The 24,735-nt window shown below is 63.8% G+C and carries 18 protein-coding genes and 1 pseudogene; 12 read left to right on the top strand and 7 right to left on the bottom strand.

The features are described 5' to 3' along the window. Positions 1 to 85: 85 nt before the first annotated feature. From glpK to JQ627_RS26070, 4 genes and pseudogenes are all read left to right on the top strand, one after another. Positions 86 to 1,588 carry a glycerol kinase GlpK gene (glpK, locus tag JQ627_RS26085; protein WP_212486947.1) on the top strand — a complete coding sequence of 501 codons (1,503 nt, stop codon included), beginning with the start codon at positions 86 to 88 and terminating at the stop codon, positions 1,586 to 1,588. Positions 1,589 to 1,631: 43 nt separating this feature from the next. Beyond that, a pseudogene (locus JQ627_RS26080) lies at positions 1,632 to 4,078 on the top strand (penicillin acylase family protein). Then, a complete protein-coding gene (locus JQ627_RS26075; protein ID WP_212486946.1) occupies positions 4,075 to 4,668 on the top strand; it encodes an N-acetyltransferase in 594 nt (197 codons plus the stop codon). Before JQ627_RS26080 ends, JQ627_RS26075 begins: the two are co-directional and overlap by 4 nt. Positions 4,669 to 4,937: 269 nt before the next feature. Next, the gene (locus JQ627_RS26070; protein WP_212486945.1) at positions 4,938 to 5,567 is read left to right on the top strand and encodes a glutathione S-transferase family protein; all 630 of its coding nucleotides are present in this window, start codon (positions 4,938 to 4,940) and stop codon (positions 5,565 to 5,567) included. An 11-nt stretch (positions 5,568 to 5,578) separates the two neighbouring features. Here JQ627_RS26070 and JQ627_RS26065 read toward each other — a convergent pair whose 3' ends face one another. From JQ627_RS26065 to metF, 3 genes are all read right to left on the bottom strand, one after another. Next, positions 5,579 to 6,367, bottom strand: a complete 789-nt coding sequence (locus tag JQ627_RS26065; protein WP_212486944.1) for a hypothetical protein — start codon at positions 6,365 to 6,367, stop codon at positions 5,579 to 5,581. Positions 6,368 to 6,850: 483 nt separating this feature from the next. After that, positions 6,851 to 10,708, bottom strand: a complete 3,858-nt coding sequence (gene metH, locus JQ627_RS26060) for a methionine synthase (RefSeq protein ID WP_212486943.1) — start codon at positions 10,706 to 10,708, stop codon at positions 6,851 to 6,853. A gap of 7 nt (positions 10,709 to 10,715) precedes the next feature. Continuing rightward, a complete protein-coding gene (metF, locus tag JQ627_RS26055) occupies positions 10,716 to 11,657 on the bottom strand; it encodes a methylenetetrahydrofolate reductase [NAD(P)H] (RefSeq protein WP_212486942.1) in 942 nt (313 codons plus the stop codon). 399 nt (positions 11,658 to 12,056) lie between these two features. On the opposite strand from metF, the gene JQ627_RS26050 reads away from it, so the two are divergent. Then, positions 12,057 to 13,073, top strand: coding sequence for an LLM class flavin-dependent oxidoreductase (locus tag JQ627_RS26050; protein WP_212486941.1), 1,017 nt, complete (start codon positions 12,057 to 12,059; stop codon positions 13,071 to 13,073). Between the two features lie 31 nt (positions 13,074 to 13,104). On the opposite strand, the gene JQ627_RS26045 is transcribed toward JQ627_RS26050, so the two are convergent. Then, complete coding sequence (locus JQ627_RS26045; RefSeq protein ID WP_212486940.1) at positions 13,105 to 13,965, bottom strand: prephenate dehydratase; 861 nt, start codon at positions 13,963 to 13,965, stop codon at positions 13,105 to 13,107. Positions 13,966 to 13,986: 21 nt separating this feature from the next. After that, the gene (locus JQ627_RS26040) at positions 13,987 to 14,727 is read right to left on the bottom strand and encodes a 3-deoxy-manno-octulosonate cytidylyltransferase (RefSeq protein WP_212486939.1); all 741 of its coding nucleotides are present in this window, start codon (positions 14,725 to 14,727) and stop codon (positions 13,987 to 13,989) included. Positions 14,728 to 14,946: 219 nt separating this feature from the next. Between JQ627_RS26040 and JQ627_RS26035 the strand changes: the two genes are divergently transcribed. From JQ627_RS26035 to JQ627_RS26010, 6 genes are all read left to right on the top strand, one after another. After that, on the top strand, positions 14,947 to 15,501 hold the full coding sequence (locus JQ627_RS26035; RefSeq protein WP_212486938.1) for a cytochrome c family protein: 555 nt from the start codon (positions 14,947 to 14,949) through the stop codon (positions 15,499 to 15,501). 212 nt (positions 15,502 to 15,713) lie between these two features. Beyond that, complete coding sequence (locus JQ627_RS26030) at positions 15,714 to 17,615, top strand: extracellular solute-binding protein (RefSeq protein ID WP_212486937.1); 1,902 nt, start codon at positions 15,714 to 15,716, stop codon at positions 17,613 to 17,615. Positions 17,616 to 17,629: 14 nt separating this feature from the next. Continuing rightward, complete coding sequence (locus JQ627_RS26025) at positions 17,630 to 19,516, top strand: extracellular solute-binding protein (RefSeq protein WP_212486936.1); 1,887 nt, start codon at positions 17,630 to 17,632, stop codon at positions 19,514 to 19,516. A gap of 2 nt (positions 19,517 to 19,518) precedes the next feature. Beyond that, complete coding sequence (locus tag JQ627_RS26020) at positions 19,519 to 20,628, top strand: microcin C ABC transporter permease YejB (protein ID WP_212486935.1); 1,110 nt, start codon at positions 19,519 to 19,521, stop codon at positions 20,626 to 20,628. Continuing rightward, a complete protein-coding gene (locus JQ627_RS26015) occupies positions 20,628 to 21,806 on the top strand; it encodes an ABC transporter permease (RefSeq protein WP_212486934.1) in 1,179 nt (392 codons plus the stop codon). The genes JQ627_RS26020 and JQ627_RS26015 overlap by 1 nt, the downstream gene beginning before the upstream one ends. A gap of 7 nt (positions 21,807 to 21,813) precedes the next feature. Then, the gene (locus JQ627_RS26010) at positions 21,814 to 23,451 is read left to right on the top strand and encodes an ABC transporter ATP-binding protein (protein ID WP_212486933.1); all 1,638 of its coding nucleotides are present in this window, start codon (positions 21,814 to 21,816) and stop codon (positions 23,449 to 23,451) included. Between the two features lie 88 nt (positions 23,452 to 23,539). Here the strand turns inward: JQ627_RS26010 and JQ627_RS26005 are convergent, their stop codons facing one another. Next, positions 23,540 to 23,770, bottom strand: coding sequence for a hypothetical protein (locus JQ627_RS26005; protein ID WP_212486932.1), 231 nt, complete (start codon positions 23,768 to 23,770; stop codon positions 23,540 to 23,542). A 37-nt stretch (positions 23,771 to 23,807) separates the two neighbouring features. Next, positions 23,808 to 24,089, bottom strand: a complete 282-nt coding sequence (locus JQ627_RS26000) for a hypothetical protein (RefSeq protein ID WP_212486931.1) — start codon at positions 24,087 to 24,089, stop codon at positions 23,808 to 23,810. A 289-nt stretch (positions 24,090 to 24,378) separates the two neighbouring features. Here JQ627_RS26000 and JQ627_RS25995 point away from each other — a divergent pair, with 289 nt between their 5' ends. Beyond that, the gene (locus JQ627_RS25995) at positions 24,379 to 24,630 is read left to right on the top strand and encodes a hypothetical protein (protein ID WP_212486972.1); all 252 of its coding nucleotides are present in this window, start codon (positions 24,379 to 24,381) and stop codon (positions 24,628 to 24,630) included. The last annotated feature ends 105 nt before the right edge of the window (positions 24,631 to 24,735 follow it).

Below are 24,735 nucleotides of genomic sequence, written 5' to 3'. Positions count from 1 at the left end.
GCATCCAACCTTGACCTTCCGCCTCCAATCCGCTCCCTTTGGCGCGACACAATGATCCCTCTCGGGAAACGCCAAGGTAGCTTCCATGTCTTTCGTCCTCGCCATCGACCAGGGCACCACCTCTTCGCGCGCGATCGTGTTTCGCGGCGATATTTCCATCGCGGCGAAGGCGCAAGCCGAGTTTCCGCAGCATTTTCCGGCCTCGGGCTGGGTCGAGCACGAGCCGGAGGACATCTGGACCTCGACCGTCATGGTCTGCCGCGACGCGATCGAGCAGGCCGGCATCACCGCAAAGGACATCGCCGCGATCGGCATCACCAACCAGCGCGAGACGACCGTGGTGTGGGACCGCGCCACCGGCCAGGCCGTGCACCGTGCCATCGTCTGGCAGGACCGCCGCACCGCCGACATCTGCGCTAAATTGAAAGCAGAGGGCCGCGAGCCCGTGATCTCGCAAAAGACCGGCCTGATCATCGATCCCTATTTCTCCGGCACCAAGGTCGCCTGGATCCTCGACCACGTCCCCGGCGCGCGGGCGCGTGCCGCGCGCGGCGAGCTGATGTTCGGCACCATCGACTGCTATTTGCTCTGGCGCCTCACCGGCGGCAAGGTGCACGCCACCGACGCCACAAACGCCTCGCGCACGCTGCTGTTCAACATCCACACCGGCCAGTGGGACGACGAGCTCTTGGAGATCATCGGCGTGCCACGCTCGATGCTGCCCGAGGTGAAGGATTCCTCCGCCCGCTTCGGCGAGAGCACGCCGGACCTGTTCGGCGGCGCGATCGCGATATCAGGCATTGCCGGCGACCAGCAGGCCGCGACCATCGGCCAGGCCTGCTTCCGCCCGGGCATGATGAAGTCGACCTACGGCACCGGCTGTTTTGCCCTGCTCAACACCGGCACCACGCCTGTGGTGTCGAAGAACAAGCTGCTCACCACCGTCGCCTACCAGCTCGACGGCAAGCGCACCTACGCGCTGGAAGGCTCGATCTTCGTCGCCGGCTCGGCGGTGCAGTGGCTGCGCGACGGCCTTGGCATCATCAAGCACGCCGCCGAGACCGGACCTCTCGCCGATCAATCGGACTCCATGCAGAGCGTCTATCTGGTCCCCGCCTTCGTCGGTATGGGCGCGCCCTACTGGAATCCGCGCGTGCGCGGCGCGCTGTTCGGCCTCACCCGCAACACCGGCCCGGCCGAGCTCGCCCACGCCGCGCTGGAGAGCGTCTGTTACCAGACCTTCGACCTCTGGGCCGCGATGCGCGCGGACTGGCCGAGCTCGGAAGTCGCGAGCGTCGTGCTGCGCGTCGACGGCGGCATGACCGCCTCCGACTGGACCATGCAGCGCCTCGCCGATCTCTTGGACGCTCCGGTCGATCGCCCCGTGATCCAGGAGACCACGGCGCTGGGCGCCGCCTATCTCGCCGGCCTCCAGGCCGGCGTCTATCCCGAGCCGACGAAGTTTGCCGACAACTGGCGGCTCGAGCACCGCTTCAAGCCGAACATGAGCCAGGCCACGCGGGAGCGGAAGCTCGCGGGCTGGGCGCGCGCGGTGAAAGGCGTGCTCGCGAGCGACGAGGGCGAATAACAGGCGCGCCAACGCGCCCAATCAACAACAACGGGAGAAGACAATGAACGCGGATATCAACCGGGTCATCCAAAAACTCTGCGGCGCAGCGATCTGCGCCGTACTGCTGACCTCGACAGCCATCGCGCGCGACAAGCCAAATCCGCTCGGAAGCGCACGGCAGCTCAAGACCGACGTCGCCGGCCTCGACGCCCCCGCCCAGATCCTGGTCGACGTCTGGGGCATCCCGCACATCTATGCCGGCAACGAGCACGACCTGTTCTTCCTGCAAGGTTTCAACGCCGCGCGCGACCGGCTCTGGCAGATCGATCTCTGGCGCAAGCGCGGCCTCGGCCAGCTCGCAAGGGATTTCGGCCCTGCCTATGCCGAGCAGGACAAGGCGCTGCGGCTGTTCCTCTATCGCGGCGACATGAACGCGGAGTGGGCGGCCTACGGTCCCAAGGCGAAGACCTATGCGGACGCGTTCGTCGCAGGCGTCAATGCCTATGTCGCCGATGTGCGCGCGGGCAAGCGTCCGCTGCCGATCGAGTTCAGGATCGCCGGCACCATGCCTGATCCGTGGACGGCGGATGACGTCGTCCGCATCCGCAGCCACGGCCTGACGCGCAATGTCGCCTCCGAGGTCAAGCGCTCGCTGGTCGCCTGCGCGGCCGGCCTCGATGCCGATCGTTTCCGCGTCAAGCTCGAGCCGGCATGGACAACGAAAGTCCCAGATGGTCTCGACCCCTGCAGCGTGCCGAAGGCCGTGCTCGCGGCCTACGATCTCGCGACGCGCCCGGTGGCCTTCGCGGCACCGAGGGACAAGCAGGCCGCACTCACGCACGATCCCGACAAATACCTCACCGAGGCCGACCAGCAGCGCGACACCATCGGCTCCAACAATTGGGTGATCGCGGCCTCGCGCACGGCGACGGGCCGCCCGATCCTCGCCAACGATCCGCATCGCGAGCACAGCGTGCCCTCGCTGCGCTACATCGTCGGCCTCAATGCGCCCGGCCTCTCGGTGATCGGTGCCGGCGAGCCGGCGCTGCCCGGCATCTCGATCGGCCACAACGGCACCATCGCCTTCGGCCTCACCATCTTCAACGTCGACCAGGAAGACCTCTACGTCTACGAGCTCAATCCGCAAAACCCCAACCAGTACCGCTACGGCAATGGCTGGGAAGACATGCGCATCGTCCATGAGACCGAACAGGTCAAGGGCGAGGCCGATCGCGACCTCGAGCTGAAATTCACCCGGCACGGTCCGGTGATCTATGTCGACGATGGCAACAAGCGCGCCTTCGCGGTGCGCTCGATCTGGTTCGAGCCCGGCACGTCAGCCTATTCGGCTCGTCCGATTACATGACCGCGAAGGACTGGAACGGCTTCCTCGCCGCCATGCGGCGCTGGGGCGCGCCGTCGGAGAACCAGGTCTATGCCGACACCCGCGGCAATATCGGCTGGGTCGCCGCCGGCAAGACGCCGCGCCGCGCCAACTTCGACGGCCTGATGCCGGTGCCGGGCGACGGCCGCTACGAGTGGCAGGGCTTTCTCTCGCTCGACGAATTGCCGAAGGCCTATCAGCCCAAGCAGGGGTTTCTCGCCACGGCCAACCAGATGAACCTGCCGGCCGACTACCCGATAGGCGAACGCAAGGTCGGATTCGAATGGTCCGACAGCGCGCGCTGGCAGCGCATCACCGAGGTGCTCGCGGCCAACAGCAAGGTGACGCTCGCCGATGCCATGGATCTGCAGAACGACGACACCGCGATGCTGGGGCGGCGCCTCGTCAAGCTGTTGCAGCCGCTCACCTCCGACGATCCCAATGTGAAGAAGGGTCTCGATCTGCTCAAGCCGTGGGACGCGCGCGATGCCGCCGACAGCGCGGCGGCCGCCGTGTTCGAGGTCTGGATCGCCAATCATCTTGGGCCGGTGCTGCTGAAGACCACCGCGCCCAAGGCCGCCGATCTGATCGCGCCGGAGGCGTCGAGCATTTCGGCGCTGGTTGCCTATCTGGAATCTCCGGATGCGTCATTCGGCGCCGATCCCGCTGCGGCGCGCGACCAGATCCTGCGCGACAGCCTCGGCGCCGCGGTGGCCGACGTCACGGGCAAGCTCGGGCCTGATGCCTCGACCTGGCGCTGGGGCCGGCTGCATGTCGCGAAATTCGATCATGCCTTGATGCCGCTCGCCGACAAGGCGACCGCGGCGCAGCTCTCGGTCGGCCCGCTCGCCTATGGCGGTGCCGCCAACGTGCCGCGCGCGGCGACCTATCGCCGCGCCGATTACCAGCTGTTCGCGGGCGCTTCGTTCCGCATGGTGTTGGACGTCGGCAATTGGGATGCGAGCCGCACCATCAACACGCCCGGCCAATCCGGCGATCCCTTCAGCGCCCATTATCGCGACCTCGCGCCGCTCTGGGCCACGGGCCAATATGTCCCGCTGCTCTACAGCCGCCCGGCCGTCGAAGCCGCGACCGCGGAAGCGATCATGTTGACGCCGCGATGATCATCCCCGACGGCTATTCCGACATCCCCGCCGGCAAGATCGCGGCGGTCGTCACCCATCTGGAGATGACCGCACCTCCCGCGCGCCGCGGCGATCCTCCAGGCGCGTGGTCCCTGCGCAAGGTCGACGCGCCCGCGCTTCATTGGTATCGCGATCTCCATCGCCGCGTCGGCGAGGAGTGGCTGTGGTTCTCGCGTGCGCGCATGAATGATGAGGAGCTTGCTGCGATCATCCACGCGCCGGGGGTGGAAGCCTACGCATTGGTCGTGGACGGCCGCGACGAAGGCCTGCTGGAGCTGGATTTCCGCGAAGCCGGCCAGTGCGAGCTGGTCTATTTCGGTGTCACCGCCGGATTGATCGGCACGGGCGCCGCCCGCTTCCTGATGAACCGCGCGCTGGAGATTGCGTGGCCGCGTGACGTTCGCCGGGTCTGGGTGCACACCTGCACCTTCGACCATCCCTCGGCCGTCGCGTTCTACCAGCGCTCGGGATTTCGTCCGTTCCGTCGGCAGATCGAGGTTGCGGACGATCCGCGCCTCGACGGCACGGCGCCGCGCGACGTGGCGAGGCATGTGCCGATCATTGAATAGTACGCGGCTGCCTCCCCATCGTCATTGCGAGGAGCCCTTGCGACGAAGCAATCCAGGCTGTCTCTGCGGAAAGATCCTGGATTGCTTCGCTGCGCTCGCAATGACGGAATGTGGCGCTGCCGTCGCTCTTCGAATCGGCACGTCAATGCGCGACGGTGTCGTAGCGCGGATGAGCGAAGCGATATCCGGGGAAGCGCTCAAAAGAAGTCCCCGCATTTCCGCTTCATTACGTCGCTAGCTACTAGCTAATCCAACAGACGAGCGAGACCATGTTCCTGATCGGCCAATACGACTCTCCCTTCGTCCGCCGCGTCGCGATCGCGCTGCGGCTTTACGGGCTCGCCTTCGAGCACCGGCCGTGGTCGACGTTCGGCGATGCCGACAAGATCGCGCCGTACAATCCGCTGCGGCGCGTGCCGACGCTGGTGCTCGACGACGGCGAGGCGCTGATCGAGAGCACGATCATTCTGGACTATCTTGACGAGTTGGTCGGGCCGGAGAAGGCGATGCTGCCGCGCGGCGGCGCCGAGCGACGGAAGCACCTGCGGATCTGCGCGCTCGCCTCCGGTCTCGGCGACAAGGCGGTGAGCCTATTGTATGAGCGCGTGCTCCGGAAGGAGCAGCTTGCGCTGTGGGTCGAGCGCTGCCAGGCGCAGATCGCCGACGTGCTGACGGTGCTCGAAGCCGAACGCGCCGGGGTGACGACGCCGTATTGGCTGGGCGACCGGATCGGCCACGCCGACGTTGCGGTTGCCTGCGTCGTCCGCTTCACCCGCGAAGCGCATCCGCTTCTGTTCAAGCTATCGCGCTATCCGGCGCTGTCGGCACACGCCGAACGCTGCGAGGCGCTGGCGCCGTTCAGGGAGATCGTGCAGCCGCTCGCCCCGCCGAAGGGCTGAAAGCGGCGTTCCTATCTCCTGTTACAGGGCTTGATCTCGCCCGCCGCAGTCTTCAGGACAATCGGATTCGGCGACAGCCTGATGCCGAAGAACAATTGAGAGCCGGACACCTTGTCGTCCGATCCCTCGTGTGCCTCCAGCTCGAGCTTCGCTGCGATCTCGGATGTCAGCTTGGCCCGCTCCTCCATCGAAATCTTGTTGTGGTATTTGATCTCGTAGACAACATCGGCCTCCAACACGGACCTTGTCTGGCACACGAGGCTGCCGCTCGAAATGTTCTGGGTGACCGCGTCCTCGCAGTCGGCCTTCAGCAATGCATTCCGGGTCGACATCAGCAATTCGTCGGAAATCAGCAGAATGTTGGCGTTCTCGAGCTTGAGGTGAATTGAATCGACCTGCTCCATCCCGGCGACGGCGGAGAGCTTGTCCCTGACCTGTGCGGACACGTCGAGATTCTTCTCCAGCGACTGCTTCAAGTCCCGGTCCATGGTCCGGGATTTCTGAATCTTGCCGGTCAGGAGGGCAGGGTCGACTTCGCAGGTCGGATGCAGCTCCAGCCGCCCATTGCTGAGATACTCGATCGTGTTGATCGTACCGGGACCGCCGAACGTGCTCGGCGGCACCACCTCGAAATATCCGGTCTCGGAGAGGATGGCCGTGATCGTCTGCTTCTTTCGCGGGAACCCGACCCAGGCCGCAACCATCACCAGGCCTATCGCGAGAAAGACGCCGCTACCAAGCCAAAGCCATTTGCGGCTTGCTACTTTCGCGGGCAGCACAACTGATTTCGCTCGCCGCATGGCACGTAGCCTTTCGGGCAGTCAGCCGCGGCAATCGTAGGCAGCACGACAAGGGCGATCGCGGCGACGAACAGTGCAATGAACTGCGTCATATGTTCGATCCCAAGCAAACCATCGGTTTGAAGGTAGTAGGCCGATAGAGTAGCGAATCAAGGTTGAGTGGACAAGTGAACGAGTTCACAGTGTCAGGTTCCCGCGCGAAAAGCCGGTGAGCCGAGTTGCAGGGCGGCGTCGCTTTCGCAACGGTTGCACGTTCGCCTGCTGTAGCCCGGATGCCTCTTACCCTTCCCTGGAGGGGGAGGATGGGGACGCGCGTGTGGCATCCATCGGCATGGCAGGCGATGATCGAATGTTACCGGGTGTTTTGCCCGACGGAGCAAGCCGTTTCGGCAAGACCGAAATTTCTCAAGCCTTTTCAACCCCATCTCTACTGTGCATGGGGTTGTTTTTCACTTTTTTGGTTTTGGGGGCGAAGGGGAGGGCCTAACCCGCCCCCGCGCGCTTCTTTTGCCAGACCAGATGCACCGCGCAGGTGCAGCCGGGCGGATGCGAGGCGAGGTCCTTCGACGTCTCGTCGTTCGCGGGCGTTGCCGCGAACGCCTTGTCGGTATCCTCCCGCGACGGGATGTAGTTCAGCACCGGCGCGAGCCAGCGCTCGGTCTCGGCCACCGTCATGCCCTTGCGCGCGGCATAGTCCTCGACCTGGTCACGCTCGATCTTGCCGACGCCGAAATAATAGCTCTCGGGGTTCGCGAAATAGAGCCCGGACACGGAAGAGCCCGGCCACATCGCAAAGCTCTCGGTCAGCTTCACGCCGGCAGTTGCTTCCGCGTCGAGCAGCTCGAACAGCGTCGCCTTCTCGGTGTGATCGGGCTGCGCGGGATAGCCGGGGGCGGGGCGGATGCCCTGGTACTTCTCGAGGATCAGGTCCTCGCTGGAGAGCGCCTCGTCCGGTGCATAAGCCCAGAACTCGCGGCGCACGCGGGCATGCATGCGCTCGGCGAAGGCCTCCGCAAGGCGATCGGCCAAGGCCTTGCACAGGATCGAGGAGTAGTCGTCATTGGCCATCTTGAAGCGGTCGGCGACCGCGTCCTCGCCGATGCCGGCCGTGACGACGAAGCCGCCGACATAGTCGGGCACGCCGCTACCTGCGGGCGCGATGAAGTCGGCGAGCGCCGCGTTGAAACGGCCTTCACGCTTCTCGAGCTGCTGGCGCAGCGTGTGCAGCGTCGCGATTCGCTTGGTCCGGTTCTCGTCGGCATAGAGCACGATGTCGTCGCCTTCAGCGTTCGCCGGCCAGAAGCCGACCGTCGCGCGCGCCCGGAACCATTTTTCCTTGACGATGGTGTCGAGCATCTTGCGCGCATCGTCATAGAGCGAGCGCGCGACCTCGCCGACCTTGGAATCGTCGAGGATGGCGGGGAAGCGGCCGGCGAGCTCCCAGGTCTGGAAGAACGGCGTCCAGTCGATATAGGGCACGAGTTCGGCGAGATCGTATTCGTCGAAGCTGCGGATGCCCAAGAAGGTCGGCTTCACCGGCTTGTTGGCGGCGAAGTCCACCGGCACGCGGTTGGCACGCGCGGCCGCGAGCTTCAGGCGCTTCTTGTCGGCCTGGGCGCGCAGATGCGCATCCGAGATTTTTGCGTATTCGGCGCGCACCTCGGCGGCGTAGGCCTCGCGCTTCTCAGGGCTCAGCAGCGAGGAGGCAACGCCGACGGCGCGGCTGGCGTCATTCACATGCACGACGGGACCGGCGCGATAGCTCGGGTCGATCTTGACCGCCGTGTGCACGCGGCTCGTCGTCGCGCCGCCGATCAGCAGCGGCAGGTTGAGGCCTTCACGCTGCAACTCACCGGCGAAGAATGCCATCTCGTCGAGCGAGGGCGTGATCAGGCCGGACAGGCCGACGATGTCGGCCTTCTCCGCCTTCACGGTCTCGACGATCTTGGCGGCCGGCACCATCACGCCGAGGTCGATGACCTCGAAATTGTTGCACTGGAGCACGATGCCGACGATGTTCTTGCCGATGTCGTGGACGTCGCCCTTGACGGTCGCGAGCACGATCTTGCCGGCGGACGAGGAGCCTTCGGTGCCGATGCCGTTGGCGAGGTTGCGCGCCTTCTCTTCCTCCATGAAGGGCATTAGCCACGCCACCGCCTGCTTCATCACGCGGGCGGACTTCACCACCTGCGGCAAGAACATCTTGCCGTCGCCGAAGAGGTCGCCGACCACGTTCATGCCGGCCATCAACGGTCCCTCGATCACGTCGAGCGGACGCGACGAATTCTTGCGGGCCTCCTCGGTGTCCACTTCGATGAACTCGGTGATCCCATGCACCAGCGAATGCGACAGCCGCTTCTCCACCGGCCATTCGCGCCAGGCGAGGTCGGCTTCCTTGGCCTGGGTCTTGTTGCCGCGGAATTTCTCCGCAAGTGCCAGCAGGCGCTCGGAGGCGCCGGGGTCGCGATTGAGGACGACGTCCTCGCACACCTGGCGCAGCTCGGCATCGATGTCGTCATAGACGATCATCTGCCCGGCATTGACGATGCCCATGTCCATGCCGGCCTTGATGGCGTGATACAGGAACACGGAGTGCATCGCCTCGCGCACCGGCTCGTTGCCGCGGAACGAGAAGGAGAGGTTCGAGACGCCGCCCGAGATGTGCGCGCCCGGCAGGTTCTGGCGGATCCAGCGCGTCGCCTCGATGAAGTCGACGCCGTAATTGTTGTGCTCCTCGATGCCGGTCGCGATCGCGAAGATGTTCGGATCGAAGATGATGTCTTCCGGCGGGAAGCCGACGCGGTCGACCAGGATGTCGTAGGCGCGCTTGCAGATCTCGGTCTTGCGCGCGAACGTGTCGGCCTGGCCGACCTCGTCGAACGCCATCACCACCACGGCTGCGCCATGGCGCCGGGCGATCTTGGCTTCGTGAATGAACTTCTCCTCGCCCTCCTTCATCGAGATCGAGTTGACGACCGGCTTGCCCTGCACGCATTTCAGGCCGGCTTCGATCACCGAGAATTTCGAGGAATCGACCATGACAGGCACGCGGGCGATGTCGGGCTCGGCGGCGACGAGGTTGAGGAAGGTCACCATCGCGGCTTCCGAATCCAGAAGCCCCTCGTCCATGTTGACGTCGATGATCTGCGCACCGTTCTCGACCTGGTCGCGGGCGACCTGCAGCGCGGCGGTGTAGTCGCCGGCGGTGATCAGCTTGCGGAAGCGGGCGGAGCCGGTGACGTTGGTGCGCTCGCCGACGTTCACGAAGGGAATGGCGTCGGTCAGGATGAAGGGCTCGAGGCCGGAGAGGCGCAGCTTTGGTGCGATCTCCGGCACGATGCGCGGCTTGTGCGGGGCGACGGCTGCGGCGATCGCCGCGATATGGTCCGGCGTGGTGCCGCAGCAGCCGCCGACGATGTTGACCAGACCATCGCGCGCGAACTCGCCGACCAGGCGCGCCATGTACTCCGGGGTCTCGTCATACTGGCCGAATTCGTTGGGCAGGCCGGCATTGGGATAGGCACACACCAGCGTGTCGGCGACGCGGCCGATGTCGGCGATGTGCGCGCGCAGGTCTTCCGCGCCGAGCGCGCAGTTGAAGCCGATGGTGACGGGTTTTGCGTGACGCACCGAATTCCAGAACGCTTCCGGCATCTGGCCGGAGAGCAGGCGGCCGGATTTGTCGGTGATGGTACCTGACACCATCACGGGCACGTCGATGCCGCGCTCTTCGGTGATCTCGGCAATCGCATAGAGCGCCGCCTTGGCGTTCAGCGTGTCGAAGATGGTTTCGACCAGCAGCAGATCGACACCGCCGTCGAGCATGCCGTTGATCTGTTCGCCATAGGATTTGCGCAGATCGTCGAAGGTGACGGCGCGGTAGCCGGGATTGGAAACGTCGGGCGAGATCGAGGCGGTGCGGTTGGTCGGGCCGATGGCCCCCGCAACGAAGCGCGGCTTGCCGTCCTCGGCCTCGACGCGCCTTGCCGCATTGCCGGCGAGGCGGGCGCCTTCGCGCGCCATCTCGTAGACGATGTCGGTGAGGTCGTAATCGGCCTGCGCGATCGAGGTCGTCGAGAAGGTGTTGGTCGCGACGATGTCGGCGCCGGCGCGCAAATAGGCGGCGTGGATGTCCTCGATCGCCTGCGGCTGGGTCAGGATCAACAGATCGTTGTTGCCGCGCAGGTCGCGATGGAAATCCTTGAAGCGCTCGCCGCGGAAGGCGGCCTCGTCGAACTGGAGGTTCTGGATCATCGTGCCCATGGCGCCGTCGAGCACCAGGATGCGCTCGCGCGCGGCATTGAGCAGGGCAGTTCGCTTCGGTGAGGTGGATACGGTCATTGTCTTCTTACGCCGCCTTCTGCGCGCTCTTGGCGCGAATGCCGAGCAAATGGCTGATCGCGAACACGAGATCGGCGCGGTTCATGGTGTAGAAATGGAAGGTGTCGACGCCGTGCTTTGCCAGCTTCTGCACCTGGCCGGCCGCAACGGTGGCGGCCACCAGCTTGCGGGTCTCGGCGTCATCGTCGAGGCCTTCGAATTTCGCGGCGAACCAGTCCGGCACGGACGTGCCGGCGCGGGTGACGAAATTGCGGGCCTGCTTGAAATTGTGCATGGGCATGATGCCCGGCACGATCGGGATGTCGATACCGCGCGCGCGTACGCGATCGAGATAGCGGAAGTAGAGGTCGTTATCGAAGAACACCTGCGTGATCGCGCGCGTCGCACCCGCATCGACCTTGGCCTTCAGTGTGTCGATATCGGCGTCGAAGTCGCGCGCTTCAGGGTGCTTCTCGGGATAGGCGGACACGGACACTTCGATGTCGCCGTGCCGCTTCTTGATGCCCGCGACGAGGTCGGCGGAGCTCTGGTAGCCGTCGGGATGGCTGGAATAGGGCGTGCCGATGCCGCCGGCCGGATCGCCGCGCAGGCCGACAATGTGGCGGACGCCGACCTCGTGATAGCGATCGACGATCTCGTCGATCTCGCCGCGCGAAGCGCCGACGCAGGTCAGATGCGCGGCCGGCAGCAGGGCGGTCTCCTTGAGGATGCGGGCGATGGTCGAGTGGGTGCGCTCGCGGGTCGAGCCGCCTGCGCCGTAGGTGACCGAGACAAACTTCGGGTCGAGCGGGGCGAGCCGGTTGATGGTCTCCCAGAGATTGCGCTCCATGTCTTCCGTCTTGGGCGGAAAGAACTCGAAGGAGATCGCCGGCCGCTTCGCGGACAGGTGCCCGTTTTGGAGGTGCCCGTCTTGCCCTTCAGCTCGGGCAGGCGTTGTCAGATCGGTCATGGCACCACTCACTCCAGGGGCTCGTCAGGTTTTTGGCGGCCGAAGGTCAGGTCTCGATTGGATATGGCCAAGATAAGCCAAAGCGGCTGCACTCGACAGCCCATCGGGAATGGGAAATGGCCCACTTTCACCAGTAGCAGTAGAATTATTGCGCAGCTAGAGGGGCAAGTGGGAAGTTCGATATTTTGATAAATATGCAAAAAAATCAGTATTTTATGGCGATTTTAGTAGCCGGCTGAAGCGAGTAAATCGAGTGGGCAGTATGAATATGGTGTTGCTACGACAGGTATTGTCCCAACATCTCATCTGGCCTTGCCGCGTGGGCTCGCGGCCCGCACACGCCAGACCTGCGCAGTCTGCCCATTGCCGCCGCGCCGGCCTTCACTACGTTAGCGCGCCATGACCCCGCTCTCAGTCCTCGACCTCTCCGTCGTCACAACAGGTACAAAACCCGCCGCGGCGCTGCGTAACAGCATCGACCTCGCGCGGCATGTCGATGGTCTCGGCTATGTTCGCTACTGGCTCGCCGAGCACCACAACCTCGCCTCGGTGGCGAGCCCCGCGCCCGACGTAATGATCGGGCAGATCGCAGCGGTGACGAAGCACATCCGCGTCGGCTCCGGCGGGGTGATGCTACCCAACCACGCCCCGCTCGTGGTGGCCGAGCGCTTCAAGATGCTGGAAGCGCTGTTTCCGGGCCGCATCGATCTCGGTCTCGGCCGCGCCCCCGGCACCGACGGCGCCACCGCCTACGCGCTGCGCAGCCGGCTCGACCGCCGGGAGGGCGACGACTTCCTGGAGCGGCTCCACGAACTGATCCTGTGGGAGACCCGCGAATTCCCCTCAGGCCACCCCTATCACAATGTTGTCGCGATGCCCGACGACACCAAGCTGCCGCCGATCTGGCTGCTCGGCTCCAGCGACTATTCCTCGGAGCTCGCAGCTCAAGTCGGCATGGGTTTCGCCTTCGCGCATCATTTCGCGTCCCATGACGCGATCGATGCGATGGTGCATTACCGCAATCGTTTCCAGCCCTCGGCCTGGAGCGCGAGCCCGCACGCGATTCTCGCCGTCGCCGTCATCGCGGCCGACACGGATGAGGAGGCCGAAAAGCTCGCCACCTCGTTCGATCTCAACCGCCTGCGCCGTGACCGCGGGCAATATCTGCCGCTGCCGAGTGTCGAGGAGGCGCTGGCCTATCCCTATACGGATTCCGAGCGCACCTCGATCTCGCGCAACCGTTCGCGGCTGTTCGTCGGCAATCCGGCGACGGTGCAGAAAAAGCTTCAGCCGCTGATCGATGCGAGCAAGCCGGACGAGTTGATGGTGATCACGGCGGTCTACGATCACGACGCGCGGAAGAAGTCGTATTCGCTGTTGGCAGAGGCATTCGGGCTGAAAGCGGCCGCGGCGTAGCTTACCCTCCCCCTCCAGGGAGGGTGGCCAATCAATCCTGCTGCGTCTCGCTGAACGTCGCGCGGAAGGGATGCCCCGGATACACGCCGACGATGCGGAATTCGCGGGAGAAGAACTTCAGCTCCTCGATCGCGAACGCCAAGCCCTTGTCGTCAGGATGGCCGTCGACGTCGGCATAAAATTGCGTGGCGAAGAAATTGCCGTCGACCATGTAGCTTTCGAGCTTGGTCATGTTGACGCCGTTGGTGGCGAAGCCGCCAAGCGCCTTGTAAAGCGCGGCCGGCAAGTTGCGCACCCGGAAGACAAAAGTCGTGACCAGCGGGCCGGAGCCTTGCGCGGCCCATTTCGGCTCGCGTGCCAGCACCACGAAGCGCGTGGTGTTGTGGGCCTCGTCCTCGATGTCCTCGGCCAGAATGTCGAGGCCGTAGATTTTTGCCGCAAGCCGCGAGGCGATCGCGGCGACGGACTTGTCGTTGCGCTCGGAAATGTCGCGGGCGCTGCCGGCGGTGTCGGCGTGCACGATCGGCTTGATGCCGAGCTTGCGGATGATGCGCCGGCACTGGCCGAGCGCATGGACATGGCTCTCAACGCTCTTGATGTCTTCGATCTTGGTCCCCTTCACCGCCATCAACTGATGGCGGACCGGCAGAAACCATTCGCCGATGATGAAGAGGCCGGAGGCCGGTAGCAGATGATGAATGTCAGCGACGCGGCCCGCGACCGAATTTTCGATCGGGATCATGCCAAGGTCGGCCTCGCCTGACGAGATCGCCGACAGCGCGTCCTCGAAGGTGGCGCAGGGCATCGGCTCGGCGTCGGGATAGGCCTCGACGATGGCGATGTGGGAATTTGCCCCAGATTCGCCCTGGAATGCGATTTTCAGCTTGCTCATGATCGGCCTTGTAACAGCGGCTCAGGATTTGGAAAGGATGCTGCGAGCGGTCTCGAGGTCCGCCGGCGTATCGACCCCGCGGGGCACGGTATCGACGATGGTGAAGTCGATGCGCATCCCGGCCTCAAGCGCCCGGAGCTGCTCGAGCTTCTCCTGCAATTCCAGCGGCGAGGGCGGCAGCGAGACGTACCGCTCCAGCGCGGCGCGGCGATAGGCGTAGAGGCCGATATGGTGGTAGCGCGGTCCGTCGCCGGTCGGCGCGGTCGCGCGGGTGAAATAAAGCGCGCGCATGCGCCGGCCGCCGAGCGAGGTTCCGATCGCCTTCACGACGCTCGGCGCGAGGTCTTCCTCCTGGGTGTGGATCTGCGAGGCCAGCGTCGCGATGTCCACGGCCGGATCTTGCAGCGGCGGCAGCACCTCGCGGATGTTGTCGATCGTGATGGTCGGGAAATCGCCCTGGAGATTGACCACGATCTCGGCCTTCCCGTCGGGATCGAGCTTCTGCATGGCCTCGTGGATGCGGTCCGAGCCGGAGGGGTGCTCGGGGCGGGTCATCACGGCCTCGCCACCATGGGCGGTCACGACGGACGCGATCTCGTCCGTATCGGTTGCGACCGCGACCCGGCCGATGCCGGCAGCCTCTGCCCGCCGCAGCACATGCACAATCATCGGTAGGCCCGCGATGTCCGCGAGCGGCTTGCCGGGCAGGCGGGTGGCGGCCATGCGGGCCGGGATCAGCACCAGGATGCGAGGATCGATCATCGGGTCAAGGGCCTGGAAAGGGTACGTTTTCCGCGTCGAGAAATGGGGTGGGGACGGGCTTAAAGCCGGGTCGCTTATACGGGTTGCCAGACCCCGGGCAAACCGATATCTCAATGGCAAAACTCGGGGAAACAACAAGGAACGTTTGATTCTCCCGAGGCTCGTCCTGGCGGCCGCCCGGCCGCTATTTCGTTACTGCGGTGTGGGGCCTGGCCGGAAATGGACTCTTTCGAACTCAATAAGATTCTCGGTGCCGTGCTCGGCACCTGTCTCATCATGCTGGTGACGAGCTTCACCGCCCAGGCGCTGTTCACGCCGAGGCCGCTGGAGAAGCCGGGTTTCGAGATTGCCGTGAAGGAAGACGCCGGCCACGGCAAGGAAGGCGGCGCTGCTGCCGCAGCCTCCGAGCCGATCGAAAAGCTGCTCCAGACCGCGTCCGTCGAGAAGGGCGCGGCCGCCGCCAAGAAGTGCGGCGCCTGCCACACCTTCGAGAAGGGCGGCCCGAATCGCGTCGGTCCGAACCTCTATGGCGTCGTCGGCGAAGCCAGGGGTGAGGGCCGTGGCGGCTTCAACTTCTCGGCTGCCATGAAGGCCAAGGGCGGCACCTGGTCGTTCGACGACCTCAACAAGTTCATTGCCAACCCGAAGGGCTTCATCCCGGGCACCGCGATGGGCTTCGCCGGCATCCCGAAGGACTCCGAGCGCGCCGACGTCATCGCCTATCTGAATTCGCTGTCAGAGCATCCTCAGCCGATCCCGACGGCCTCGAAGTAAGGCGTCAAAAACCGATCTTGGAATATGCGGCCAGGCTGAAAAGCCTGGCCGTTTCCTTATCCGGGCCTCGCGGTGAGTTTATCGGGGCGTTTGGCCGCATCCGACAGGCCGTCCGGGCTTCCAACATGAGGAAAAAGCAACATATTCCGTCGAAACCTCGCCTATATTGAGCACTTAAAGGGGTAACCTCCTTCAAGACGAGGAATGTTGATTTGGCCATTACCCGACGCGATCTCCTGCTCTCCGGCACTGCAGCCGTAGCGCTCCCCGCCCTCGGTTCCCTGGGCAACATTTCCGTCATCGGCACCGTGCACGCGCAGTCTGCCAGTGAGGCGCCCTGGCGCCATGCGCTGTCGCTGTTCGGGCAGGTCAAGTACCCCGCCGACTTCAAGCGCTTCGATTACGTCAATCCGGAAGCGCCCAAAGGCGGTGTTGCGCGCCAGATCGCCGTTGGCACCTTCGATAATTTCAATATCGTGGTGGCCGGGGTGAAGGGACAGGTCGCCGGTGCCGTCGCGTTCATCTACGAATCCCTCACGACGCCGTCGCTCGACGAGGTCTCGACCGAATACGGCGCGCTGGCCGAAGCCGTCAGCCACCCGGACGACTTTTCCTTCGTGACCTATCGTTTGCGGCCGCAAGCCAAATGGCATGACGGCAAGCCGGTCACTGCGGACGACGTGATCTTCTCGCTGGATTCCTTCAAGAAGCATCACCCGATGTACTCGGCGTATTACAGCCATGTGGTGAAGGCCGAGAAGGTCGGCGAGCGCGAGGTGAAGTTCGTGTTCGACGCACCGGGCAACCGAGAACTGCCGCAGATCGTCGGGCAGCTCACGGTTTTGCCGAAGCATTGGTGGGAGGGGACCGACGCGCAGGGCCGCAAGCGCGATGTCTCCGCCACCACGCTCGAAATACCGCTCGGTTCCGGCCCCTACAAGGTCAAGGAATTCGTTGCAGGACGGTCGATCGCGCTGGAGCGCGTCAAGGATTATTGGGGGCGCGATTTCGCCGTCAATGTGGGCCGCAACAATTTCGACGAGATGCGCTACGAGTATTTCCGCGATGCCACCGTGGCGATCGAGGCCTTCAAGGCCGATCAGGTGGACTGGCGCACCGAGAACAGTGCGAAGAACTGGGCGACCGCCTACGACTTCCCGGCCGTGACTGAAAAGCGGGTGATCCTCGAGGAGTTCGCCAATCGCAGCTCGGGTGTGATGCAGGCTTTCGTGCCGAACCTGCGCCGCGCCAAGTTCAGCGATCCTCGCGTGCGTCGTGCGCTCAACTATGCGTTCGACTTCGAGGAGATGAACAAGCAGATCTTCTACGGTCAGTACAAGCGCATCAGCAGCTATTTCGATGGCATCGACGAGCTCATGGCGACCGGGTTGCCGCAGGGGAAAGAGCTCGAGATCCTCGAGACCGTCCGCGCCCAGGTCCCGCCCGAAGTCTTCACGACGGCCTACACCAATCCGGTCGGCGGCAGTCCGGAAGCCGTGCGCGACAATCTGCGCGAGGCGTTGCGCCTGTTCAAGGAGGCCGGCTACGAGGTGCGCGACCGCAAGCTGGTCGACGTCAAGACCGGCGCCCAGTTCTCCCTGGAGCTCCTGAACCAGGATCCAAGCTTCGAGCGGGTCACGCTGTTCTACAAGCCGTCTCTGGAACGGCTCGGCATCGCGGTCAGCGTGCGCACGGTCGACCCGACTCAATACGAGAACAGGACCAGGGACTGGGATTTCGACGTCGTCACCAACTCATGGGGCGAGTCGCAGTCGCCGGGCAACGAGCAGCGCGAGTTCTGGTCGTCCAAGACGGCCGACATCGCTGGTTCGCGCAATATTGCCGGCATCAAGAATCCGGCGATCGACAAGCTGATCGAGCGGCTGATCTACGCCACGGGTCGCGACGATCTCGTCGCGGCGACCAAAGCGCTTGACCGTGTACTGCTGTGGAATCACTACGTCGTTCCGCAATGGACCTATTCGAAGGTCCGCACCGCGCGCTGGGATCGCTTCGGCCGACCGGCGGAATTGCCCAAATACGGTCAGTCCGGCTTCCCGTTCATCTGGTGGTACGACGCAGACAAGGCGGCACGGATCGCAAAGAAGTCGTGAAGGACATCCCCCGCATGACGCAGATGTCACGCCGCCATGTGCTGGCCCTTGGTGTCGGCAGCACTCTCGGTGCCTCCCTCGGCGCACCGCTGTTGCGCAGCGCTCGTGCATCGGAAGCGGGGACCGAGGCGCACGGCATCTCGGCGTTCGGCGATCTCAAATACCCCGCCGACTTCCACCACTTCGACTACGTGAATGTCGATGCGCCGAAGGGCGGCACGTTCTCGCTCATTCCCTCGGTGCGCGCCTATAACCAGTCCTACCAGACCTTCAACTCGCTCAACGCCTTCATCCTGAAGGGTGACGGCGCGCAGGGCATGGACATGACGTTTGTGCCGCTGATGGCGCGCGCAAATGACGAACCTGATGGAATGTACGGCCTTGCCGCCAAATCCGTGCGGATATCGCCGGACAGGCTGGTCTATCGCTTCACCATGCGGCCCGAAGCGAAATTCCATGACGGCAGCAAGCTCACTGCCCACGATGCAGCGTTTTCGCTGACATCGCTGAAGACCAAGGGACATCCGCTGATCGTCGTGCAGATGCGCGACATGGTCAGTGCGGAAGCCGTCGACGACGCGACGCTCGTCGTCACCTTCGCCAAGGGGCGGGCGCGCGACGTGCCGCTCTATGTCGCTAGCCTGCCGATCTTCTCGAAAGCGTACTACGTGTCTCGGCCGTTCGATGAATCGTCTCTGGAGACTCCGCTCGGCTCGGGGCCGTACAAGGTCGGCAAGTTCGAGGTCAATCGCTACATTGAGTTCGAGCGCGTCAAGGATTGGTGGGCCGCCGATCTGCCGCCCTGCCGCGGCAGCTACAATTTCGATATCGTGCGCTACGAATTCTATCGCGACCGCGATGTCGCGTTCGAGGGGTTCACCAGCAAGAATTACCTCTACCGGGAGGAATTCACCTCACGCATCTGGGCGACACGCTATGATTTTTCCGCCGCGAAGGATGGTCGCGTCAGGCTGGAGGTCGTGCCCGACGACACGCCGTCCGGTGCGCAGGGCTGGTTCATCAACACGCGGCGCGACAAGTTCAGGGATCCCCGCGTGCGCGAGGCCCTGATCGATGCCTTCGACTTCGAGTGGACGAACAAGACCATCATGTACGGCGCTTATGCCCGTACAGTGTCGCCGTTCCAGAACTCGGACCTGATGGCGAGCGAAGGTCCTCCTCCGCCGGACGAACTGAAGCTGTTGGAGCCGTTTCGCGGCCAGGTGCCCGACGAAGTGTTCGCCGCGCCGTTCACGCCTCCGGTCTCGGACGGCTCCGGCCAGGATCGCAGCTTGCTGCGCAAGGCCCAGCAGCTGCTGAACGAGGCTGGCGTGCCGATCAAGGACGGCAAACGGGTGCTGCCGAATGGCGACGTCTTCAGGATCGAGTTCCTGTTGGACGAGCCTTCGTTCCAGCCGCACCATGCGCCCTACATCAAGAATCTTGCGACGCTCGGCATCGAAGCGAGCGTGCGCCTCGTTGATGCCGTGCAACACAAGGCGCGGCAGGAAGATTTCGACTTCGACGTGACGATCCAGCGCTTCAGCATGTCGGCGACCCCGGGCGACGCCATGCGCGCATTTTTCTCTTCACAGGTCGCGGCAACCAAGGGCTCGTACAACCTTGCGGGCGTCGCCAGCCCAGCGATCGATGCCATGATCGAGAAGATCATGGCGGCCGACAACCGCGAGGATTTGACCGTCGCCTGCCGCGCCTTCGACCGCCTGTTCCGCGCCGGCCGCTATTGGGTGCCGCAATGGTATAACAAGACGCACCGGCTCGCTTATTGGGACCAATTCGCTCATCCGCAGAAGCTGCCACGTTATGCCAACGGCGTCGGCGCTCCCGACATCTGGTGGTCCGACCACGCCAAGGCGGCCAAGCTCGAGCAGGCGAAATAGCCATGAGCGCCTATATCGCCCGTCGCATTCTCCTGATGATCCCGACCCTGCTCGGGATCCTCTTTGTGTCTTTCGTCGTCGTGCAGTTCGCGCCGGGCGGTCCGGTCGAGCGCGTGATCGCGCAGCTCTCGGGCGCCGACACCGGTGGGACCTCGCGCATCTCCGGTGGCAACGATTTCGCGCAGCGCGCGCCCGGGCAGGTTGGCGCCGGCGGCGATGCCATCAACTCGAAATATCGCGGCGCGCAGGGGCTCGACCCTGATTTCATCAAGAAGCTGGAGGTGCAGTTCGGCTTTGACAAGCCGGCGCCGGAACGCTTCGCTCTGATGGTGTGGAACTTCGCCCGCTTCGATTTCGGCAAGAGCTATTTTCGCGACGTCAGCGTGATCCAGTTGATCAAGGAGAAGCTGCCGGTTTCGATTTCGCTCGGCATCTGGCTCACGCTGATCACCTATCTGATCTCGATCCCGCTTGGCATCCGCAAGGCAGTGAAGGACGGCACGCGCTTCGACACCTGGACCTCGGCGGTGATCATCATCGGCTTCGCGATCCCGGGCTTCCTGTTCGCAATCCTCCTGATCATCCTGTTCGCCGGCGGCTCATTCTTGAATCTGTTCCCGTTGCGTGGCCTGACCTCGGACGGCTGGTCGCAGTTTCCCTGGTACTGGAAGATCATCGACTATTTCTGGCACCTGACCTTGCCGCTGCTCTCGATGGGCCTGAGCGCATTCGCGACCATGACGCTGCTCACCAAGAACTCGTTCCTGGACGAGATCCGCAAGCAGTATGTCATGACCGCGCGCGCCAAGGGCTGCAGCGAGGGGCAGGTGCTCTACGGCCACATCTTCCGCAACGCGATGCTGATCGTGATCGCGGGCTTCCCGGGCGCCTTCATCCACGCCTTCTTCTCCGGCTCGCTCCTGATCGAGACCATCTTCTCGCTGGACGGGCTCGGGCTGCTCAGTTTCGAGAGCGTGCTCAACCGCGACTATCCCGTGGTGTTCGGCACGCTTTATATCTTTTCGCTCGTTGGCCTCGTGGTCAATCTGGTCTCCGATCTGACCTATATGTGGATCGACCCGCGGATCGACTTCGAGGCACGGGAGGTCTGATGACGCTGACCGCCCCAACCCCGATCGAGACCACGACGACGTCGCCGCTCGGCGAAGCCGTCCCGGCCACACGCAAGCCGTTCGCGCCATCGCCACTCAACAGGCGGCGCTGGGAGAACTTCAAGGCCAACCGGCGCGGCTACTGGTCGTTCTGGATCTTCTTGGTCCTGTTCGTGGTGTCGCTGTTTGCCGAGCTGATCGCCAACGACCGGCCGTTCATGATAAAATATGACGGGCATCTCTATTGGCCGGCCTTCGTCACCTATTCGGAGACGACCTTCGGCGGCGACTTCGAGACGGCGGCCGACTACCGCGATCCCTATTTGCAGAAGTTGATCAAGGACAAGGGTGGCAGCATCGTCTGGCCGCTGATCCGCTACTCCTACGACACCCACAATCTCGATCTGCCGACGCCGGCGCCGTCGCCGCCGACCTGGATGTTGACGGAGGCGCAGTGCAAGCCGGTGGTCGAGAAGAAGGGCCTGAAGAGCTGCCGCGATCTCGAATACAACTGGCTCGGTACCGATGATCAGGGCCGCGATGTGGTGGCGCGGCTGATCTACGGCTTCCGTATCTCGGTGCTGTTCGGCCTCTGCCTCACCATCGTCTCCTCCGTCGTCGGCGTTGCCGCCGGCGGTATCCAGGGGTATTTCGGCGGCTGGATCGATCTTGGATTCCAACGTTTCATCGAGATATGGACGGCGATCCCCTCGCTCTATCTGCTGCTGATCCTGTCGTCGGTGCTGGTGCCCGGCTTCTTCGTGCTGCTCGGGATCCTGCTGCTGTTCTCATGGGTTTCGCTGGTCGGTCTCGTGCGCGCCGAATTCCTGCGGGGGCGCAACTTCGAATACATCCAGGCGGCGCGCGCGCTCGGCGTGTCGAACGCGGTGATCATGTTCCGGCATCTCTTGCCGAACGCCATGGTCGCGACCATGACCTTCCTGCCGTTCATCGTGTCGTCCTCGGTGATGACGCTGACGGCGCTGGACTTCCTCGGCTTCGGCCTGCCGCCCGGTTCGCCCTCGCTCGGCGAGCTCCTGTCGCAGGGCAAGTCGAACGTACAGGCGCCGTGGCTCGGCTTCACCGGCTTCTTCTCGGTCGCGATCATGCTGTCACTCTTGATCTTCATCGGCGAAGCCGTGCGCGACGCCTTCGATCCGCGCAAGACGTTCAAGTGAGGGCGTGATGGACGCGATCAACCAGCCCCTGCTTGCCGTGCGCGACCTCTCGGTGGCTTTCCACCAGGGCGGCGCCACCACGCTCGCGGTCGACAAGGTCTCGTTCCAGATCAAGCGCGGCGAATGCGTGGCGCTGGTCGGCGAGTCCGGTTCCGGCAAATCGGTCAGCGCGCTCTCGATCCTGAAGCTCTTGCCCTATCCGAATGCCTCGCATCCCTCGGGCAGCATCCGCTTCAAGGGACAGGAGCTGATCAACCAGTCCGAGCAGCAGATGCGGGAGATTCGCGGCAGCGATATCTCCATCATCTTCCAGGAACCGATGACCTCGCTCAATCCACTGCATACAATCGAGGCGCAGATCGGCGAGATCATTCAGCTCCACAATCCGACCAGCAATGCCGAGGCGCGCAAGCGGACGCTGGAATTGTTGACGCAGGTCGGCATTCCCGAGCCCGAAACGCGGCTGAAGAGCTATCCGCACCAGCTCTCCGGCGGCCAGCGCCAGCGCGTCATGATCGCGATGGCGCTCGCCAACGAGCCGGACCTGTTGATCGCGGACGAGCCGACCACGGCGCTCGACGTCACCGTGCAGGCGCAGATCCTGGCGCTGCTCGCCGAGATCCGCGCCCGGCTCGGCATGAGCCTGCTCTTCATTACCCATGATCTCGGCATCGTGCGCCGCATCGCGGACCAGGTCTGTGTCATGAAGGGCGGCGAGATCGTCGAGCAGGGGCCGGTCGAGCAGGTCTTCAGGACCCCGAACCATCCCTATACCCGCGACCTGCTCGCGGCGGAGCCGAAGCCCGATCCGGCGCCGCCGCAGCCGAATGCACCGGTGGTGATGTCCGCCGACGATTTGAAGGTCTGGTTTCCGATCAAGCGCGGCCTGATGCGCAAGACGGTCGGCCACATCAAGGCGGTCGACGGCGTCAGCGTCGCCGTGCGCAAGGGCGAGACGCTTGGGGTCGTCGGCGAATCCGGCTCGGGCAAGACCACGCTGGGGCTCGCTCTGCTGCGGCTGATTTCCTCGAACGGCCGCATCGTGTTCCTCGGCAAGGACATCCAGGGCCTGCGTTTCAAGGAGATGCGGCCGTACCGGCGCGATATGCAGATCGTGTTCCAGGACCCGTTCGGCTCGCTCAGTCCACGCATGTCGGTCGCGGACATCATCGCCGAAGGCCTGTCCGTGCATCAGCCAAAGCTGTCGCGTGAGGAGCGTGAGGCGCGTGTCGTCAAGGCGCTGGAAGACGTCGGACTGAAGGCGGACACCCGATACCGCTATCCGCATGAATTCTCCGGTGGCCAGCGCCAGCGCATCAGCATCGCGCGGGCGGTGGTACTGGAGCCGGATTTCGTCGTGCTGGACGAGCCGACCAGCGCGCTCGACATGCTTATCCAGGCGCAGATGGTCGACCTCCTGCGGGAGCTCCAGCGCAGGCGCGATCTCACCTACATGTTCATCTCGCACGATTTACGCGTCGTCGCCTCGCTCGCCAGCCATCTCATCGTCATGCGCGGCGGCAAGGTGGTCGAGGAGGGACAGGCCGCCGAGCTGTTCAAGAGCCCGAAGACGGATTACACGCGCGCGCTGTTCGCGGCGGCGTTCCGGCTGGAGACGGCGGGGAACGGGTCGGTGGCGACCTGATCCGTCGTTCCCGGGCGCGCGATAGTGCGAACCCCGGGACGCTTCTGCTTGCGGCCAAAGCGCGCTTGCATCAGCCGGTCGCGCTAATCTACGCGGCGCGTTCCTTGTCCGACTGTTCCTCGACCGTGGTCGCTGTTTCTTCCAACCTCTTTTCGTAATTGCCCGCGAGCCTCTCAATACCATCGGCCCACATCCTCAGCATTGAGACCTGAAAGTGGATCATCGGTTTCAAGGCGTTCATGCCGATTGCTGTCGCTGCGGCGATGCGCCGTTGCGGGTCGTGTGCGAGATGGTTTGCAGTACCGGTCTTGTCTACCATGGCGCTCGCTCCTTCGCTCTGGCGTGATGGTCTAAAGTCACCTCTCGGGTTGTGAATTGCGTGCTTCCAAACACCCGGCCAAAATTTGATCTGCCGCGAGTCGCGCACACTGGTCGTCATGCAATTCATCCATTTTTTTCAAATAGGTGACTGCGGCAATTTGCAAGAGATCGAAATCATCTTCGCCGGTATCGCGAAGATTGGTGATGTAGCGGTAGAGGGCGGCGCGCCTGCTATCATTCTCGCCGATGCCACTGTGGAGCAGCAAGTAGTTCCGCCAAGCGAACGCACATGCGCCTTCTCTGGCCTGAGAATTCATGGGCACCTCCCAAAGGCAGAGAAAGACTGACGACGCGTTTCGTTCCGCAAATCCCTCAGTTGTAACGTTGTTCCGTAGTTGCGCTGCGAGATGCCTGCTAGCCCGGGGCGCGTTGCCTTTTCGAGTGACGGGTTGCCCGAATGATCGTGCGTATGTTCCCTTGAAAATGAGCCTCGGGAACGAACGAGGCTTCCGGCTTCATCTGTGCTGGAGTGTCGCAGTCGGCTTCGCGCAAATATATCGATATCCACGGTAATATCCGCCCCAAGAGCTTACCGCGGAGTCGGCGATGGCTGCAAAGCTGTCTTCTGGCACGGTTGCCTTGCTCCTGGTTGGAGCAACAGTGCTTTTGATCGCAAGTCAGCCACCTGCGTGGATATTGCTGCTGCTCGGTTCCTTCGCACTGGCGGCGCTGTATATCGTCGCGAGAACGAGGTCGCGTTACGATCCGCTCGATCCATGCTTCGGTAGCTGCATCCCTCCGATTTCCAAGCCGAAGGCCGGCGCCGGCAATGTGCCCAAGCAACATGGCGACCTCTGACATCCATCAGATGCGAATCCGCTTCGGGCCCAAGGCCGACATGCGGCGACCTCGATTTCAACGCCGCCTTCCGGGAGTCAAGCGGACGCGGCGAATGATGAGTCC

Source organism: Bradyrhizobium liaoningense, from assembly GCF_018130785.1.
GTDB lineage: Bacteria > Pseudomonadota > Alphaproteobacteria > Rhizobiales > Xanthobacteraceae > Bradyrhizobium > Bradyrhizobium liaoningense_A.
The sequence above is the reverse complement of the archived record's forward strand: the minus strand, read 5'-3'. Positions and strand labels throughout refer to the sequence as shown.

Bases quoted from the DNA above. Each gene is read 5' to 3' on its own strand.
- glpK (WP_212486947.1), top strand. From the start codon at position 86: ATGTCTTTCGTCCTCGCCATCGACCAGGGCACCACCTCTTCGCGCGCG.
- JQ627_RS26075 (WP_212486946.1), top strand. From the start codon at position 4,075: ATGATCATCCCCGACGGCTATTCCGACATCCCCGCCGGCAAGATCGCG.
- JQ627_RS26070 (WP_212486945.1), top strand. From the start codon at position 4,938: ATGTTCCTGATCGGCCAATACGACTCTCCCTTCGTCCGCCGCGTCGCG.
- JQ627_RS26065 (WP_212486944.1), bottom strand. From the start codon at position 6,367: ATGCGGCGAGCGAAATCAGTTGTGCTGCCCGCGAAAGTAGCAAGCCGC.
- metH (WP_212486943.1), bottom strand. From the start codon at position 10,708: ATGACCGTATCCACCTCACCGAAGCGAACTGCCCTGCTCAATGCCGCG.
- metF (WP_212486942.1), bottom strand. From the start codon at position 11,657: ATGACCGATCTGACAACGCCTGCCCGAGCTGAAGGGCAAGACGGGCAC.
- JQ627_RS26050 (WP_212486941.1), top strand. From the start codon at position 12,057: ATGACCCCGCTCTCAGTCCTCGACCTCTCCGTCGTCACAACAGGTACA.
- JQ627_RS26045 (WP_212486940.1), bottom strand. From the start codon at position 13,965: ATGAGCAAGCTGAAAATCGCATTCCAGGGCGAATCTGGGGCAAATTCC.
- JQ627_RS26040 (WP_212486939.1), bottom strand. From the start codon at position 14,727: ATGATCGATCCTCGCATCCTGGTGCTGATCCCGGCCCGCATGGCCGCC.
- JQ627_RS26035 (WP_212486938.1), top strand. From the start codon at position 14,947: ATGGACTCTTTCGAACTCAATAAGATTCTCGGTGCCGTGCTCGGCACC.
- JQ627_RS26025 (WP_212486936.1), top strand. From the start codon at position 17,630: ATGACGCAGATGTCACGCCGCCATGTGCTGGCCCTTGGTGTCGGCAGC.
- JQ627_RS26020 (WP_212486935.1), top strand. From the start codon at position 19,519: ATGAGCGCCTATATCGCCCGTCGCATTCTCCTGATGATCCCGACCCTG.
- JQ627_RS26015 (WP_212486934.1), top strand. From the start codon at position 20,628: ATGACGCTGACCGCCCCAACCCCGATCGAGACCACGACGACGTCGCCG.
- JQ627_RS26010 (WP_212486933.1), top strand. From the start codon at position 21,814: ATGGACGCGATCAACCAGCCCCTGCTTGCCGTGCGCGACCTCTCGGTG.
- JQ627_RS26005 (WP_212486932.1), bottom strand. From the start codon at position 23,770: ATGGTAGACAAGACCGGTACTGCAAACCATCTCGCACACGACCCGCAA.
- JQ627_RS26000 (WP_212486931.1), bottom strand. From the start codon at position 24,089: ATGAATTCTCAGGCCAGAGAAGGCGCATGTGCGTTCGCTTGGCGGAAC.
- JQ627_RS25995 (WP_212486972.1), top strand. From the start codon at position 24,379: ATGGCTGCAAAGCTGTCTTCTGGCACGGTTGCCTTGCTCCTGGTTGGA.